The organism is Chelatococcus sambhunathii, assembly GCF_001418005.1.
In the GTDB taxonomy this organism is placed as follows: domain Bacteria; phylum Pseudomonadota; class Alphaproteobacteria; order Rhizobiales; family Beijerinckiaceae; genus Chelatococcus_A; species Chelatococcus_A sambhunathii.
Map to the genome: position 1 here is coordinate 95,020 of NZ_LIOL01000009.1, position 15,231 is coordinate 110,250.

Below are 15,231 nucleotides of genomic sequence, written 5' to 3' on the forward strand. Positions count from 1 at the left end.
ATGGCGCCCTCAATAGCCGATGGCGCCACGCTTTTCGCCGAAACCGGGGATGAAGCAGCGGCAGGGCGTATTGCGCGGCGCGCGGAAGCCGGCGTTGCAGTTTCCGCGCGATGTGACGCAAACGCTGCCGTAGCGCTCGCCGCGCGGGCGGGGGCGCCCCCAGCCGCCTCGGTCCCAGTCGTCGTCGTCGCGCCAGCGGCGCGGCGGCGGGCGGCGCGGGCGCCAGTCGTCATAGTCATCCTCGTAGCGCGGCGGGCCCCAGCCATAGGGCTGGGCCGAGGCCGGCGGAGGGGTGATCAGCATCAGCGCCGCGACGGCAGCGAGTGCAATCAGAACGATCCTCGTCATCATCGTCTCATCCAGGCGCCGCCCGCGGCCTTCGGCCGCCTGTGCCTCGGCGCGTGATCATCAGATAGCACGATGGAAGCTGAACGCTTCATGAAGGCGAATGGTTTCCCCGGTTGCCTGTCTTTCGGGCTTCGCCGGCAGATCGGTTGTCAGCGGCATGCGGCACCGATAACAACAGGGGACCGGATGCAGCCGAGGCAAGCGGTGGGTCGTGGAGCCGTTGGAGATGGAGCCGTTGAAGCTCGTTGCGCTCGATGGGCAGGACCTCGCGGTCCTCTCAGCCCATGTGCAGGATGCTGTCGTGCGCGCACGCGATCTCGTCTATCTGCCGCGCGAGCGGCGCTTTGCCCTGGAGTTGCGGCGCTACGACTGGCAGACGATGCCGGGTGAGCCTCCGCGTCGGCGCCTGTCGGCATTGCATTTCGAGCGGGTGATGGCCGCCCGCACCCGGGCCGTCGCGCCGCGGGACCCGGATGCCGTGCTCAGCCTTCTGGCCGTCACCTTCGATGAGCGTGACGCACCGGGCGGCACCGTGACGCTGCATTTCTCCGGGGGTGGGGCCATCGCGCTTGATGTCGAGTGCATCGAGGCGCAACTGATGGACCTCGGTCCGGCCTGGGAGGCGATCGGCCGCCCCCACCATCCCCTTGACGAGAACGATGAAAGGCAGGCCTGACGATGGCGCTGAGGATCGACAGTCGCGCGCCCGATTTCGAGGAGGCCCTTGCGCGCCTGCTCGCGATGAAGCGGGAGGTGTCGCATGATGTCGACGAGGCCGTGCGCGCCATCATCGCCGATGTGGCCGCCCGGGGCGATGCCGCTGTCATCGACTATACGCGCCGCTTCGACGGGCTTGCGCTGACGCCCGGGATGTTGCGCGTCGCGTCGTCGCAGATCGAGGAGGCGCTTGCCCGGTGTGATGCCAGGACCCTCGCGGCGCTCGAGACGGCCAAGGCCCGCATCGAGGCATTCCATCGGCGCCAGCGCCCGGAGGACCTCACCTTCACGGATGATCTCGGCGTCACCCTCGGCTGGCGCTGGACGGCCGTCGAGGCGGTCGGGCTCTACGTGCCCGGCGGCACGGCGAGCTATCCCTCCTCCGTGTTGATGAACGCGGTGCCGGCCAAGGTCGCCGGTGTGCCGCGCATCGTCATGGCGGTGCCGGCACCGCGCGGCGAGCTCAATCCGCTCGTGCTCGCGGCCGCGCATCTTGCCGGCGTCGACGAGGTCTACCGCATTGGCGGCGCGCAGGCCGTGGCGGCGCTCGCCCTCGGCACGGCGACCATCGCGCCCGTCGCCAAGATCGTCGGGCCGGGCAATGCCTATGTGGCGGCCGCCAAGCGCCGCGTCTTCGGCACGGTCGGCATCGACATGATCGCGGGGCCCTCCGAGGTGCTGGTGCTGGCAGACGGTTCCGCCAATCCGGCCTGGATCGCGGCCGATCTGCTCGCGCAGGCGGAGCACGACACCGCCGCCCAGTCGGTGCTGATCACCGACGATGCCGCCCTCGCCGATGCGGTCGAGCGGGCGGTGGAAGATCAGCTAAAGACCTTGCCGCGGGCCGATATCGCCGGGGCGAGCTGGCGCGACTTCGGCGCCGTGATCGTCGTCGAGCGCCTCGCCGAGGCGCTCCCCATCGTCGACCGCTTCGCCCCGGAGCATCTCGAGATCATGGCCGAGGATGCCGATCGCCTGGCGGCCGGGGTGCGCAATGCCGGCGCCATCTTTCTCGGCGGCCACACGCCGGAGGCCATCGGCGATTATGTCGGCGGCTCCAACCACGTCCTGCCCACGGCTCGCTCGGCCCGCTTCTCGTCCGGACTCGGCGTGCTCGACTTCATGAAGCGCACCTCGATCCTGCGCTGCGGCCCGGAGGGCCTCAGGGCGCTCGCGCCGGCGGCGATCGTGCTCGGCGAGGCCGAGGGGCTCGACGCGCATGCCCGCTCGGTCGCGGTCAGGCTCAACCGGTAAGGAGTGGAGGAGCCCTTGAAGGCAGCCGAGCCGACGAAGCGTTGCACGCTGACTGCCGTCACGCTCGACGAGGGCTCGCTCGGCCGCGGCAATCCGGATCAGGAGCACGAACGTGCCATCGCCATCTGGGACATCCTGGAGCGCAATTATTTCGCGGTGCCGGGGCATGACGGCGGGCCTTATGCGCTGCATGTGGCGCTGGTCGAGAAGAAGCTGACACTCGACGTCCGCAACAGCGGCGCCGAGCCGGTCGTGACCCATTTCCTCTCGCTGACACCGTTCCGCCGCGTCATCAAGGACTACGAACTCGTCTGCGAGAGCTATTACGCTGCCATCCGCACCGCTTCGCCGGCACAGATCGAGGCCATCGACATGGGTCGCCGCGGCCTGCACGACGAGGCTGCGGAACTCCTGCGCGAGCGCCTCGCGGGCAAGATCGAGGTGGACTTCGACACCGCTCGCCGGCTCTTCACCCTCATCTTCGCGCTGCACTGGAAGGGTTAGGCGCATGGCGCCCGGGGCCGCTGGCGGACGCAGCGTGCAATCCGTCCTCTTCATGTGCGCCCATAATGCGGTGCGCTCGCCGATGGCGGAGGGTATCGCACGGCATTATTTCGGCGCCTCGATCTATGTCGCCTCGGCCGGTGTACGCCCCGACGAACTCGACCCCTTCGCCGTGGCGGTGATGGAGGAGATCGGCATCGACGTCGCGCGCCACCGGCCACAGACCCTGGAAGATCTCGAGGATGCCGGCTTCGACCTCATCGTCACCCTGTCGCCGGAGGCGCACCATCGCGCCCTGGAACTGACGCGGACCCTCGCTGTCGATGTGGAATACTGGCCGACGCTCGACGCGACTGTCGTGCACGGCGCTCGTGAGCAGCGTCTCGAGGCCTACCGCAGCGTTCGCGACGGTCTCGTCGAGCGCATCAGGCAGCGTTTCGCGCGCCGTTGAACGCGCCGGCGGCAAAGGCCGGCGCCGTCGCCGGCCTTTGCCGGGGCACGTACCGTTCGGGGTCAGTGCGTCGCCGGGCTGCGGTTGAAGCGCGTCACCACGAGACCGATGGCCACGACGACGGCCGCGCCGACGACGGCCGCCAGGTAATGCAGGGTCCTTGTGACGCCGCCGATCTGCTCGATCACCCAAGGGTCGGCGACAAGCATCTCGCCCGCGATCCAGCCCAGCAGCGCCGCACCCGCCCACACGAAGATCGGGAAACGCTCGATCAGCGCCATGATCAGTGTAGAGCCGATGACGATGAGCGGGATGGAGAACAGCAGGCCAAAGGTGAAGAGCCAGACGTTGCCGTGCGAGGCGGCCGAGATGGCGAGCACGTTGTCGAGGCTCATCACCGCATCGGCGATGGCGATCGTGCGCACGGCCTCCCACAGGCTGCCGCTCTCTTTCACTTCGTGATTGTCGTCGTCGCCCTGGATGAGCTTGACCGCGATCCAGAACAGCAGCGCGCCGCCGACGATCTTGAGGAAGGGCAGCGCGAGCAACTGGGAAATGATGAGGGCGAAGAGAATGCGCAGCGCGATCGCCGTGCCGGCGCCGAGGACGACGCCGAGACGTCGCTGGTTGTCGGGCAGCGAGCGGCAGGCGAGCGCGATCACCACCGCATTGTCACCGGACAGGAGAATATCGATCCAGATGATCTGGACGATCGCGATCAATGTCTGTGCATCTAGGGCCATAACGCTCACAGCTCTTGGGTCGGGACGAGCACCGGGCGCTCCGGAGGAGGGCACAGCCACCGCGCAACTGCGCCGGCACACTGTCGGGCCTCTCTTAGCGCGCGTGTCGTGCGTGATCGTCGTCAACTTATTTCATAATCCGGCGACATAATCCTATAATGCGGTGCTGTCCGGTGCCGACGGTGCTGCAGGCGGCGATTCGACAGCGGACAAGCATCGCCGGGTGCGGTCGCGCCGCTCGTGGCGCGCGGAGGGGCGGTAGGAACCGATGGATCTGCGCCAGCTCAAATGCTTCGTCGCTGTCGCGGAGGAGCTGCATTTCGGCAAGGCGGCAGAGCGCATGGGGCTGGCGCCGCCGGCCCTGTCGCGCCAGGTGCGGGCGCTGGAGGAGGAGCTTGGCGCGGACCTTCTCACGCGCACGACGCGAAGCGTCAACCTGACGCGGGCCGGGCTGCTGCTGCTCGACGAGGCCAAAGCACTCCTCGCCCGGGCCGAGCATGCGGCCCGCCATGTGCGCGAAGCAGCGAGCTCGACCAGCAAAGTCCTGCGCATCGGCGCCATAGATGGCGCGTCGGCGAGCTTCCTGCCGCGCATCATGACGGAGTTCCGCCAGCGCCATCCCCGCGCCCACATCCAGTTCACCGAGGCGATGACGGCGCCCCAGCTGCAGATGCTCGACGCCGGCAAGCTCGACCTTTGTCTCGTGCGTCCGCCCCGGCGCCAGGTGGACTGTGCCTTCGAGATCCTGCGCGTCGAGATGCCGCTCGTCGTCATGCCGGCAGCGCACCCGCTCGCGGACAGTGACGCCGTCATGATGGGCGATCTCGTCGGCGAGCCTTTCATCGTGCCTTCGCGCCGCATGCGTCCCTACGCCTACGATCTCGTCATGAGCTATTTCGACAGCGTCGGCACGGTGCCCAACGTCGTGCAGGAGGTGACCGAGAAGCCGGCGATGTTCGCGGCGGTGGCCGCCGGCATCGGCCTTGCGCTTGCCCCGGATTGGACGGCGGCGATGAATTGGCCGGGTGTGACGACGCGCCGCCTCAAGGGACTGCTGCTCGATCCGCCGCCGGACGGGGCTCTCGTCGGCGTGGCCTGGCGGCCGCATCAGCGGCTCGCGGCACGGGATGCCTTCCTCGACCTCTTGCGCGAGCGCGTCAGCCTGACGAGCGACGATAAGGTGGTGCCATTCCGTCGCTTGCCGCGGATCAGACGCCAGTCAAAAAAACCTGACTCGCAGGGGGATTGAGCCGCGGCGGCGCCTTTTCCTTCGGAAAAAGATGATGCGCCATGGAACCTGATGGGCTCTCCGACCGTTTTTCCTTTTGGGGCGGGTTTCGCATGCCTTCATAACGGTTGTGTCGGCAGTTGTGAGTGGTCCCCTGGTTGTTCTTATGGCGAGCAATAGACGCGATAGGTATCCATTCTTTGTGTTGCATCAATGTCGCATGAAATTGCGCGTGTGATGCTACGTTCATGTCATGCTTGACTCTTTTTGGAAGCTTCACGAGTCTAGCTGCGGCGTGAGATGATGGTCCGCTCGGGCCTGCGCGACAGGAACAGGTTTCGTTCAAAGAGGTGCCTCAGATGAAGAATATCCTGCGACTATCGGCGGCGGCGACGGCCCTGGCGCTTTCCGGCGCTGTGGCCTTTGCGGCCGATCTTCCGTCCCGTACCTATACGCCGCCGGCCGAGCCGCTGCCGCCGGTTTTCACCTGGACGGGTTTCTATGTCGGTGTGAATGCCGGCTACGGCTTCTCCGATTCCGGTAATGCCCGCTATGTGGGCGACGCTCTTTATCTCAGTGATGTCGCCGCCGGCGATCTTCCGGGCAGCCTGTCCCTGAAGTCTGAAGGTTTCCTCGGCGGTGCCCAGGTTGGCTACAATTATCAATTCGGGTCGGTGGTCGTCGGTCTTGAGGCCGATATACAGTATGCCGATCTGAGCGATACGGGCACCTCCTTCGCCGCGGCGGGCTTTGCCGAGGGTAAGAAGGAGCTGGAGTGGTTCGGGACGTTGCGTGCCCGGCTCGGCTTCGCCGCGATGGATCGTCTGCTCATCTTCGCCACGGGCGGTCTGATCTACGGCGATACCAAGCTGACGCACAGCATCTTCGATAACACGGGCGCCCTGCTCGCCGTCGGCAGCAAGTCCGACACGCAGGCAGGCTGGACCGTCGGCGGCGGTCTCGAATATGCCTTCACCAACAACCTGACGGCCAAGGCCGAGTACCTCTATTATGACCTCGGTGACACGACGGCGATTGCGCCGAGTTTCGCCGTTCCGACGGATGTCGCCGTGCTCAAGGCCAAGAATCGCGGCAGCATCGTGCGTGTCGGTCTCAACTACAAGTTCGACACGTTCTGAGGTTTTCCCCGAACGGACCGTCGAACGGACCTGCAGCGCCCGGCTCCTGGCCGGGCGTTGTTTTTTGCACGGATGGCTAAGACGCACGAAACCCGGCATTCGAGGAACCCGGGTTTTTCAACGCCGCATACAGTCCGGGCGAGGCAGGATAGGTGCGTCACTCGCGCCGCAGTTCCCACAGGGCTGCGATCTCGCTCGGCCGCAGCTTGCGGCCGCTCGCCGTGTCAGCCCAGGCGAGTTCGCGATTGCCCGGGTTCTGCGTCATGGCGAAGGCAACCGCATCCTCCAGCGAGGGAAAGTCGATGACGTGATCGGGATCCGTCAGATGCGGGCTCGAGCGGTAGTGAAGACGCGCCGTGTCCTGCATGTTCGCTTGCATCGCTGTCCTCCTGTCGGTTGAGGGTTGCTCCTGCATTTCAGTCAAAAAGGTCGACCAGCCGTATCTCCGCAGAAGCGGCCTGATCATGTCAACGAAATGGGGATGCCGTGGTTCCGGTGCAATGGTTCGTCGCGCCCGGGCAACGGGCGAACCCTGCGGCATTTCTGTCATTGCGAAGGGCGTGGATGAGCATTAAGTTATTGAAAGACAATGTAATTTTGAATCGTTCCAAACTGCCTCAATGATCGTCTGCTCCTGTAACGTCCTCACTGACAAGCAGATCCTCGAAACGCTGCAGAGCGAGGCCCCGGGGGCTCCGCGTTCGCCTGCGCAGGCCTACCGCTGCCTCGGCTGCAGCCCCGAGTGCGGGCGCTGCCTCGTCACCGTGCGGCGCCTCCTGCAAGCTGCGCGCTTGGACGCCTGCGATATCGGCTGCCCCGGCTGTCCCGGCGCCGTCGAGCACGCGGCGCACGCGCCTGCCGCCGCCAACGTGCTGCCGTTCGACGGCCGTCCGCGTGTCGCCCCGGGCGATGAGGAACCCGCCGAGGCGCCCGCTGTCCCGCTCATCGCCGCCGAATAGCGGCTTCTTTCGCAATGGTGTATGTCGTTGGAGACAAGCCGGACCCTTGATGTGGTCGGGCATTAGTTTATAATGATTCTAAATAGGATTTCCCAAGGACGTGGAGTGGAGCGATGAAGGGTGACGCCAAGGTCATCGAATATCTCAACCGCGGTCTGCGCAGCGAGCTGACGGCGGTGAGCCAGTACTGGCTCCATTACCGCATGCTGGATAACTGGGGATTGAAGGATCTCGCCAAGAAGTGGCGGGAGGAATCGATCGAGGAAATGCACCACGCAGACAAGTTCATCGACCGCATCCTGTTCCTTGAAGGCCATCCGAATCTCCAGGTCCTCGATCCGCTGCGTATCGGCCAGTCGGTGAAGGAGGTGATCGAATGCGATCTCGCAGCCGAGGTCGAGGCGCGCGCCCTCTATCAGGAGGCCGCCACCTATTGTCATTCGGTCAAGGACTATCCTTCGAAGGACCTGTTCGAGGAACTGATGGCGGATGAGGAGGGCCACATCGACTTCCTCGAGACTCAGCTCGAGCTTATCGGCAAGCTCGGAGAGCAGCTCTACAGTCAGCATCACATCGGCAAGCTGGACGACTGACCTTCGATCTCCGGTGAAATCCTGCAGGCCGCCGGTTCTCGCCGGCGGCCTTGCCGTTCAGAAAGCTGGCCGCATGGCCATGGCCGGCCCTGCGGAGACCGCGAGCCGTACGAGCCGGATGTCGGGATCGTGCGGGTCGGGTCCGATGGCGAAGCCCAGCTTCTCGCACATGGCGAGCATCATCGTGTTCTCGCGCAGCACCTGGCCCTCGATGGCGTTGAGGCCCTCGGCGCGGGCATAGGCGATGATCATCTCCATCAGCAGCCAACCCAGTCCGCGGCCCTTGAGGTCCGAGCGCACCAGGATGCCATATTCGCCCTTGTCGTAATTGGCGTCAGCGTGCAGACGCACGGCGCCGAGCATGGCGCCGGTCTCCTCCTCAATGGCGACGAGCGCCATGGCACGCGCATAGTCGAGCTGCGTCAGCCGGGCGATGAAGGTGTGGCTGAAATCGCGGATGGGCGCGAAGAAGCGCAGGCGCAGGTCCTCCGGCGTCACCTTCTCGAAGAAGCTGCGGAACAGCTCCTCGTCCTCCGGCCGCACGGGCCGGATGAAGACGCCGGTGCCGTCCGGCAGGGCGGTCCGCCGCTCCCATTCCTTCGGATAAGGCCGGATGGCGAAGCGCGGATGGCCGGCAGGCCCGCGGACCGGCTGGATGCTCGGCGCGACGGCGATCCGCGCATCGACGGCGATGACGCCGTTCTGATCGGCAAGCAGCGGATTGATGTCGAGCTCGCGTACCTCCGGCAGGTCGGCAGCGAGCTGCGCGAGCTTCACGAGCACGAGTGCGATCGCGCCCTCATCCGCCGCCGGCACGTCGCGATAGGCCTTGAGCCGCCGCGAGACGCGCGTGCGGCCGATGAGCGTATGGGCGAGCGTGAGGTCGAGCGGCGGCAGCGCCAGCGCCTTGTCGTTGATGACCTCGACGGCAGTGCCGCCGCGGCCGAAGACGACCACCGGCCCGAAGGTCTCGTCGTCGGCGAGGCCGGCGATGAGTTCGCGCGCCTTGGGTCTCAGGATCATGGGGTGGATCGTGAGGCCGGTGATGCGCGCCTCCGGCCGGAGCGCTCGGGCCCGCTCGAGGATGTCCCGCGCCGCCTCGCGCACTGCAGCTTCGTTGGTGAGGTTGAGCCGGACGCCGCCGACGTCGGACTTGTGGATGATGTCCGGCGACAGGATCTTGACGGCGACGGGATCGCCCGCTTCGAGGAACGGCCGCGCCGCCTCGCCGGCCTCGTCCGCGCTAACCGCCAGGACGGCCGGCGTGATGGGCAGGCCATAGGCCTCGAACAGGGCCGTGACCTCCAGCGGGTCGAGCCAGCTGCGCCCCGCGGCGAGCGCCCTGGCAACGACGTCCCGTGCCTTGCCCGTCTCGGGCGCGAAATCCTCCGGCAGGCTCGGCGGTGTCTCCATGAGCAGGGCCTGCGCCTCGCGGTAGCGCACGATATGCATGAAGCCCTGCACCGCATCCGCTTCCGTCGCGAAATGAGGGATGGCGGCCTCTTCGAACAGGTCGTCGGTCGTGCCGGAGGAGCCGAGCCAGACGGCGAAGACGGGCTTGGGCCGCATCGCTCGCCGGCGATGGCGCTCGACGGTGTCCACCACGCGCCGTGCCGCCTCCTGAGGCGAGGCGAGCGCCGTCGGTACGTTCATGACAAGGACGGCATCGCTGTCACGGTCGGCCAGCAGTACCTCGAGCGCGGCGCCGTAGCGCTCGGCATCGGCATCGCCGACGATGTCGACCGGATTGGCCCGCGACCAGGTCGACGGCAGCGCGGCATCGAGCGCCGCCAGCGTTTCCGGCGAGAGCTCGGCAAGCGCCCCGCCGAGGTCGGCGAGCCGGTCGACGGCAAGGACGCCGATACCGCCGCCGTTGGTGAGGATGCCGAGGCGCCGTCCCGAGAACGGCTTCAGCCGCCCGAGCGTCTCGGCCGCCGAGAAGAGCTCGTCGAGGTCGAAGACGCGCAGCAGGCCGGCCCGGCGGAAGGCGGCGTCATAGACCGCGTCGGAGCCGGCGAGGGCCCCCGTGTGCGTGGCCGCCGCCTTCGCCGCCTGCGCGTGCCGACCCGACTTGATGACGACGACCGGCTTGGCGCGCGCAGCGGCGCGCGCCGCCGACATGAACTTGCGGGCGTCGTTGATGGATTCGACATAGAGCAGGATGGCGCGCGTGCCGCGGTCGAGGGCGAAATAGTCGAGCAGGTCGCCGAAATCGACATCCACCTTGTCGCCGAGCGAGACGACGGCCGAGAAGCCCACGGCCCGCTCCGCCGCCCATTCGACGAGGCCCGCGGCGATGGCGCCGGACTGGGAAAGGAGCGCGAGATCGCCCCCGAGCGGCATGCGTGCCGCGAAGCTGGCATTGAGCTTCGCCGCAGGCGCCATGACGCCGAGGCAGTTCGGCCCGACGAGGCGGATGCCGTGCCGCCGCGCCATCTGCTCGGCCTTCTCCGCCAGGGACCCGGGCCCATGGCCGAGGCCGGCGGTGACGATGACGGCCGCGGCGACGCCTCTTGCACCTGCGGCATCGACGAGGCCGGGAATCGTCTCGGGCGGGGTGGTCAGCACGACAAGGTCGGGCGTTTCCGGGACGGCCTCAATGGATGCAAGCGTAGCGATGCCCTCAATGATCGGATATTTTGGATTGATCACCGCGAGCGGGCCGGCAAAGCCGCCGGCCTTGAGATTGGCCAGCACCTTGCGGCCGAGTGAACCCTCGCGCGGGCTTGCGCCGATAAGAGCGATGGAGCGGGGCGAAAACAGCCGGTCGAGGCGATAGGTCGACATGGGGCCTAGCCTTGGTGGACGAGGGGTGAACCGACATTGACGCCCATCAAACACGGCCCGGCCATGCGCGGTAAAGGGGCGATCGTTCCTCGCAGGCCATTGGTTGCCGAAGGTCGGCAATTGCAAACACGCGCTCGTACCCCCGATGCCGCCGCATGAAATGACGCGGTGCCGGGCCGGGGTTCCTTCACACGGTGCCTTCGGCGAGCCCTTGCGCTGGTTCCCGGGTCGCAGTCCGCTTCGCCGCACGCGCCCGTGAAACGAGATTGCCCCTGGATCCGGCGGGGTGCGAGTAACCGACGGCCGACCGCTCCTTCACCCGTTCTGGCGCAGGATCTCCCGCGCGATGACGAGGCGCTGGATTTCGGAGGTACCCTCGTAGATGCGCGTGATGCGCGCATCGCGCGCATAGCGCTCGACCGGATAGTCCTTCACATATCCCGCCCCGCCGTGGATCTGGATAGCCGTGTCCGTGGCGCGGTGCGCCGCTTCGGAGGCGAAGAGCTTGGCCATGGAGGCTTCCTTGGCGAAGGGGCGGCCGGCGTCCTTGGCAGCGGCAGCGTTGAGGATGAGCAGGCGGGCGGCCTCGAGGTCCACCTCCCGGTCGGCCAGCATCCACTGGATGCCCTGGAAGTCGCAGATGCGCGTGCCGAACTGGCGCCGCTCGCGCGCATAGGCCTTGGCTGCGTCCATGGCCGCGCGGGCGATGCCGAGCGACAGGGCCGCGACGCCGATGCGCCCGCCGGCGAGTTCACCCACCGCGACACGGAAGCCGTCGTTCTCTCGCCCCATGAGAGCCGATGCCGGCACGCGGCAATTGTCGAAGGTGACGATGTTCGTTGCCGAGCCGGTCTGCCCCATCTTCTTCTCCGCCTTGCCGATCACGAGCCCGGGCGTGCCCGCCTCGACGAGGAAAAGGGAAATGCCACGCCCCTTCGGCGCGTCAGGGTCCGTCACCGCCCAGACGACGAAGAGCCCGGCATATTCGGCCGAGGTGATGTAGATCTTGGCGCCGTCGATGACATAGCCGTCGCCGTCGCGCCGCGCCCGCGTGCGCATGGCGGAGGGGTCGGAGCCCGCCTCCGCCTCCGTGAGGCAGAAGGCCCCGGCCGGAGAGGTGCCGTCGGCGAGGCGCGGCAGATAGGCTCTCTTCTGCTCCTCGCTCCCGACGGCCTGGATGACCTCGCCGACCATGTTGGTCACGGAGACGGTGACCGCCGTCGCGGCACAGGCGTAGCCCAGCTCCTCGACGGCGAGGGCGAAGGCGACCGAGCCAGCCTCCGTGCCGCCGTAGGCGCTCTTCACGTTGAGGGCCATGAAGCCGTTCTCGGCGAGCAGTCGGAGGTTCGCGAGAAGCCCTTCGCGGCCCTCGCCCCGATCGAGGGCTTCCGCGAGCGGGGCCAGCCGGTCCGCCGCGAGGCGCCGCGCCGTCTCGCGGATCATCTCCTCTTCGTCGCTCAGGGCGAAAAGCATGGCGCACCTCCCCGTTCGTCTTGAGCGGAAGGGTACGGCGCCCTCGCCGCAGGGGCAACGCGCGGCGCCGGGCAGGCGGCTGTGCGGGAATGCGGGTCCTATTCCGCCAGCACGCGCGTGCGCGGCAGGGTGATTTCGACGAGGGTACCCTCGTTCTTGGCGCTCTTGATGGCGAGCGAGCCGCGGTTGGCTTCGATGAGGGCCTTGGTCAGCGGCAGGCCGAGCCCGGTGCCGCCGGCACGGCGGGCGGTGGCGAGCTGGCGGAAAGGCTCGAGTGCGGCCGCGATTTCCTTGTCGTTCATGCCGATGCCGGTGTCCCGCACACGCACGACGACCTCGCCGCGATCGGTCAGCGCCGTCGAGACGATGACCTGACCGCCCGCATCGGTGAACTTCACGGCATTCGACAGCACGTTGAGGATGATCTGGCGCATGGAGCGCTCGTCGGCGACGACCGCGGGAAGGTGCGGGGCGAGGCTCGTGCGCAGCACGATGCGCTCGCGGTTCGCCTGCGGCTGCATCAGCGCGACGCAGCTCGCCACGACATCGTTGAGCTTGACGCTGGTGAAGGAGAGGTCGAGCCGCCCGGCCTCGATCTTGGCGAGATCGAGCAGGTCGTTGACGAGGCTGATGACATGCCCGCCGGAGACGTGGATGTCCTTCAGGTATTCCTTGTAGCGTTCGTTGCCGACGGGTCCGAAACGCTCTTCCAGCATCACCTCGGCGAAACCGATGATGGCGTTGAGCGGCGTGCGGATCTCGTGGCTGATCTTGGCGAGGAAGTCGGACTTCTGGGCATTGGCCTCCTCGGCGGCGCGCTTGGCCGCCATCAGCTCCGCCTCCGCCTTCTTCGAGGCCGTCATGTCGCGCAGGACGACGCAGAACTTGCGGTGCGGGCGCTCGCTGACGCGGCCGATGGTCATGGTCAGCGGGCACTTGCCGCCCTGGCGCACACGCCCCGTCACCTCGCGCCCGTCGTTGAGGATACTGGCGACGCCGCCGGCCTTCAGGCCCTCGATATAGTCGAGCGCGACCGCATGGCTCTCGGGGGCGAGGAGGATGGTGAAGGGCTCGCCCGCGATCTCGTTCTGGTCATAGCCGAAGAGCGCTTCGGCCGACCGGTTGACGGACAGGATGCGCCCGTGCCCGTCGAGCACGATGACGCCGTCCGTCGCCGTGTCGAGGATCGAGGTGAGCTCGTTCGTCCGCTCCTCGTAGTTGCGCAGGTCCTCCTCGAGCCCGTCGAGGTGGCGCTGCAGCTCCGGCTCCATGGCGCGGCGGAAGGTCATGAGCGAGGCGGCGGCGCCCTGCCAGTCGATCGTCGCAAGGCGTGCATCGACCGGGATGGCCTCGCCGGTGATGCTGCGCAGGGCGATGCGCTCCTCCTCGCCCGGCCGGTCCGGCTGGCGCGCGAAGACCTTCGACATGCCGGCTGCAGCGAGGGCGTCCACATCCGGATAGTCGAGGAGATCGAGCAGCGTGCGGTTGGCGTAGAGCGGCTCCTCGCCCTGGCTCACCAGCACGCCGACCGGCAGCTTGTCGACGAGCTGGGCGAAGGGCGAGGGGGCTGGAGTGGCCACGTCCCGGGGGTGCGCGGCCGCTGCCTCCTCGCCGGCCGGTTCCTGGTGTGCCCGCTCCTCGATCGTCTGCGGGTTCTGCGACGGCTCCGCCGCCGCTTCCGTGGCAGGAGGCGTCGCAAGAACCTGCTCCGCAGGGATGGACGCAGGCAGCGGCGCGTCGGCCGCCGGTGCCCCGGGTACGGAGGTCGCCTCTGCCAACGGGGGGAGGCTGGGCGTTTCGGGGCTTTGCACCGGTGCAGCAGGCGTGTCGCCCCAGCCCTCGAACCGTGCGCCCAGGGCGCGCGCGATCTCGCGCAGCGCATTGCGCTCGCTCGGCGACAGGCCGGGGCGCGGAGCATCGGGCGCCCGCTGCTCCAGAGGTTCTTGCGCGCTCTTGTCGGGCGGGGTCTCGGCAATCCTCAGCGGCACGACTTTCGGCGTGCCGAGCGTCGCGCCGACACTGGTGCGCACGGCGGGGAAAGGAACGACGGCCCCGCTTTCGGATGCCGTGGGTTGCGAAGGCGAGGGGACAGCAGTGGCCGGCGGCGCTTCATCCTCGGGCGCTGCCCTGGATTCGGCGATCGGCGGCGCCGGCTCGGCCGCCGCCGTGTCGGGCGTCCCGGCGCCGATGGGCGGCGCGATGGCCACGTCCTCGTGGATCTCGTTGAGGCGACACAGGCCGAAGCCGCGGAAACCGGCGAAATCCTTGTCCGGTCCCTGCACGGGCAGGCCGGCGAGTTCCACCTCGACACGCAGCGGACTGCCGGCGACGCGCCATAGCACGGTCACGCCACTCCAGGTCTCTCGTCGCCTGAGAGCGTCAGCGACACGGCCGGCGCGATCGCTGACGATCTCGGAGGCGATGTCCGCCCAACTGCGCCCGACGATGTTGGCGCTCCCGGCGCCAACCACCTCAGCCAGTTCCTTCGAGAGCTTGATGAAACGCCCCTCGGCATCGGTCTCGAAGAGGAAGCGGACGGTCGCACGGCGTCCGGCGAGGGCGCGCAGGCGCGTCGCGGCATCGGCTTCGTCCGCGGCGCAGGGGGTGGGCTCAGGCGTTGGCTGCACGGGCGCGGCGACCGCGGCGCTGCCGGCGAGGGAGGCCGGCAGCGGCTGGGTTGCGGCGATGACGAGCGTCCCGGTGTCGCCGATGCGACGGCAGGCGATCGTCGTGGCAAGAATGCGTGCGCCCCAGGAGAGCCGCACCCGCTCGAGACGCATGCCCTCGCACGGCGCGAGTCCGCCGGCAAGCCGGCCGATCTGGCCACCGCCGCCGGCAGCGAGCAACGCCGCGACGAGACGCCCGCCGGCGGGAGAAGCCGCGAGAATGTCGCCCTGGCCGTCGACGAGCGCGACCGCGCCGTTGCCGGCAACGAGCGGTCCGAAGATCGCGTCGTGCCGCAGCGCATCCAGCGTCGCTCCAGCTTCCGGTGCGGTCCGCGTCATGCCTGTCGGTTCGCTCCTGCTCGCGTCATC

The 15,231-nt window shown here is 67.9% G+C and carries 14 protein-coding genes; 8 read left to right on the top strand and 6 right to left on the bottom strand.

Annotated elements, in window-relative coordinates:
* Nucleotides 1-9 precede the first annotated feature (9 nt).
* Nucleotides 10-348: a hypothetical protein gene (locus ASC46_RS16225; protein WP_141659704.1), complete on the bottom strand. Its 339-nt coding sequence runs from the start codon at nucleotides 346-348 to the stop codon at nucleotides 10-12.
* 226 nt (nucleotides 349-574) lie between these two features.
* On the opposite strand from ASC46_RS16225, the gene ASC46_RS16230 reads away from it, so the two are divergent.
* Genes ASC46_RS16230 through ASC46_RS16245 form a run of 4 tightly spaced genes read left to right on the top strand, consistent with a single transcriptional unit; the run spans nucleotide 575 to nucleotide 3,274 of the window.
* Nucleotides 575-1,024: a DUF2948 family protein gene (locus ASC46_RS16230; protein ID WP_055460348.1), complete on the top strand. Its 450-nt coding sequence runs from the start codon at nucleotides 575-577 to the stop codon at nucleotides 1,022-1,024.
* Between the two features lie 2 nt (nucleotides 1,025-1,026).
* Nucleotides 1,027-2,319, top strand: a complete 1,293-nt coding sequence (hisD, locus tag ASC46_RS16235; protein ID WP_055460349.1) for a histidinol dehydrogenase — start codon at nucleotides 1,027-1,029, stop codon at nucleotides 2,317-2,319.
* A 15-nt stretch (nucleotides 2,320-2,334) separates the two neighbouring features.
* On the top strand, nucleotides 2,335-2,823 hold the full coding sequence (locus tag ASC46_RS16240; RefSeq protein ID WP_055460350.1) for a UPF0262 family protein: 489 nt from the start codon (nucleotides 2,335-2,337) through the stop codon (nucleotides 2,821-2,823).
* Nucleotides 2,824-2,827: 4 nt separating this feature from the next.
* Nucleotides 2,828-3,274, top strand: coding sequence for an arsenate-mycothiol transferase ArsC (locus tag ASC46_RS16245; protein WP_055460351.1), 447 nt, complete (start codon nucleotides 2,828-2,830; stop codon nucleotides 3,272-3,274).
* Nucleotides 3,275-3,336: 62 nt separating this feature from the next.
* On the opposite strand, the gene ASC46_RS16250 is transcribed toward ASC46_RS16245, so the two are convergent.
* A complete protein-coding gene (locus tag ASC46_RS16250; RefSeq protein WP_055460352.1) occupies nucleotides 3,337-4,017 on the bottom strand; it encodes a TerC family protein in 681 nt (226 codons plus the stop codon).
* 268 nt (nucleotides 4,018-4,285) lie between these two features.
* Between ASC46_RS16250 and ASC46_RS16255 the strand changes: the two genes are divergently transcribed.
* Both ASC46_RS16255 and ASC46_RS16260 read left to right on the top strand, forming a co-directional pair.
* Entirely contained in the window at nucleotides 4,286-5,266 is a 981-nt protein-coding gene (locus ASC46_RS16255) for a LysR family transcriptional regulator (RefSeq protein WP_055460353.1), read from the top strand.
* Between the two features lie 338 nt (nucleotides 5,267-5,604).
* A complete protein-coding gene (locus tag ASC46_RS16260; protein WP_055460354.1) occupies nucleotides 5,605-6,384 on the top strand; it encodes an outer membrane protein in 780 nt (259 codons plus the stop codon).
* Nucleotides 6,385-6,541: 157 nt separating this feature from the next.
* Here the strand turns inward: ASC46_RS16260 and ASC46_RS16265 are convergent, their stop codons facing one another.
* Entirely contained in the window at nucleotides 6,542-6,763 is a 222-nt protein-coding gene (locus ASC46_RS16265; RefSeq protein ID WP_096335230.1) for a hypothetical protein, read from the bottom strand.
* Nucleotides 6,764-7,004: 241 nt separating this feature from the next.
* Between ASC46_RS16265 and ASC46_RS16270 the strand changes: the two genes are divergently transcribed.
* Nucleotides 7,005-7,343 (top strand): (2Fe-2S)-binding protein, encoded by a 339-nt coding sequence (locus ASC46_RS16270; protein WP_071923301.1) that lies wholly within the window; start codon nucleotides 7,005-7,007, stop codon nucleotides 7,341-7,343.
* 113 nt (nucleotides 7,344-7,456) lie between these two features.
* Complete coding sequence (gene bfr / locus ASC46_RS16275) at nucleotides 7,457-7,936, top strand: bacterioferritin (protein WP_055460355.1); 480 nt, start codon at nucleotides 7,457-7,459, stop codon at nucleotides 7,934-7,936.
* Nucleotides 7,937-7,993: 57 nt separating this feature from the next.
* Here the strand turns inward: bfr and ASC46_RS16280 are convergent, their stop codons facing one another.
* From ASC46_RS16280 to ASC46_RS16290, 3 genes are all read right to left on the bottom strand, one after another.
* Nucleotides 7,994-10,723, bottom strand: a complete 2,730-nt coding sequence (locus ASC46_RS16280) for a bifunctional acetate--CoA ligase family protein/GNAT family N-acetyltransferase (RefSeq protein WP_055460356.1) — start codon at nucleotides 10,721-10,723, stop codon at nucleotides 7,994-7,996.
* Nucleotides 10,724-11,038: 315 nt separating this feature from the next.
* Complete coding sequence (locus ASC46_RS16285; protein WP_055460357.1) at nucleotides 11,039-12,196, bottom strand: acyl-CoA dehydrogenase family protein; 1,158 nt, start codon at nucleotides 12,194-12,196, stop codon at nucleotides 11,039-11,041.
* Nucleotides 12,197-12,294: 98 nt separating this feature from the next.
* Nucleotides 12,295-15,201 (bottom strand): PAS domain-containing sensor histidine kinase, encoded by a 2,907-nt coding sequence (locus tag ASC46_RS16290; RefSeq protein ID WP_055460358.1) that lies wholly within the window; start codon nucleotides 15,199-15,201, stop codon nucleotides 12,295-12,297.
* Between the last annotated feature and the right edge of the window lie 30 nt (nucleotides 15,202-15,231).

Coding starts and splice junctions, on each gene's coding strand:
- ASC46_RS16225 (WP_141659704.1), bottom strand. CDS start 348: ATGACGAGGATCGTTCTGATTGCACTCGCTGCCGTCGCGGCGCTGATG.
- ASC46_RS16230 (WP_055460348.1), top strand. CDS start 575: ATGGAGCCGTTGAAGCTCGTTGCGCTCGATGGGCAGGACCTCGCGGTC.
- hisD (WP_055460349.1), top strand. CDS start 1,027: ATGGCGCTGAGGATCGACAGTCGCGCGCCCGATTTCGAGGAGGCCCTT.
- ASC46_RS16245 (WP_055460351.1), top strand. CDS start 2,828: ATGGCGCCCGGGGCCGCTGGCGGACGCAGCGTGCAATCCGTCCTCTTC.
- ASC46_RS16250 (WP_055460352.1), bottom strand. CDS start 4,017: ATGGCCCTAGATGCACAGACATTGATCGCGATCGTCCAGATCATCTGG.
- ASC46_RS16255 (WP_055460353.1), top strand. CDS start 4,286: ATGGATCTGCGCCAGCTCAAATGCTTCGTCGCTGTCGCGGAGGAGCTG.
- ASC46_RS16260 (WP_055460354.1), top strand. CDS start 5,605: ATGAAGAATATCCTGCGACTATCGGCGGCGGCGACGGCCCTGGCGCTT.
- ASC46_RS16265 (WP_096335230.1), bottom strand. CDS start 6,763: ATGCAAGCGAACATGCAGGACACGGCGCGTCTTCACTACCGCTCGAGC.
- ASC46_RS16270 (WP_071923301.1), top strand. CDS start 7,005: ATGATCGTCTGCTCCTGTAACGTCCTCACTGACAAGCAGATCCTCGAA.
- bfr (WP_055460355.1), top strand. CDS start 7,457: ATGAAGGGTGACGCCAAGGTCATCGAATATCTCAACCGCGGTCTGCGC.
- ASC46_RS16280 (WP_055460356.1), bottom strand. CDS start 10,723: ATGTCGACCTATCGCCTCGACCGGCTGTTTTCGCCCCGCTCCATCGCT.
- ASC46_RS16285 (WP_055460357.1), bottom strand. CDS start 12,196: ATGCTTTTCGCCCTGAGCGACGAAGAGGAGATGATCCGCGAGACGGCG.
- ASC46_RS16290 (WP_055460358.1), bottom strand. CDS start 15,201: ATGACGCGGACCGCACCGGAAGCTGGAGCGACGCTGGATGCGCTGCGG.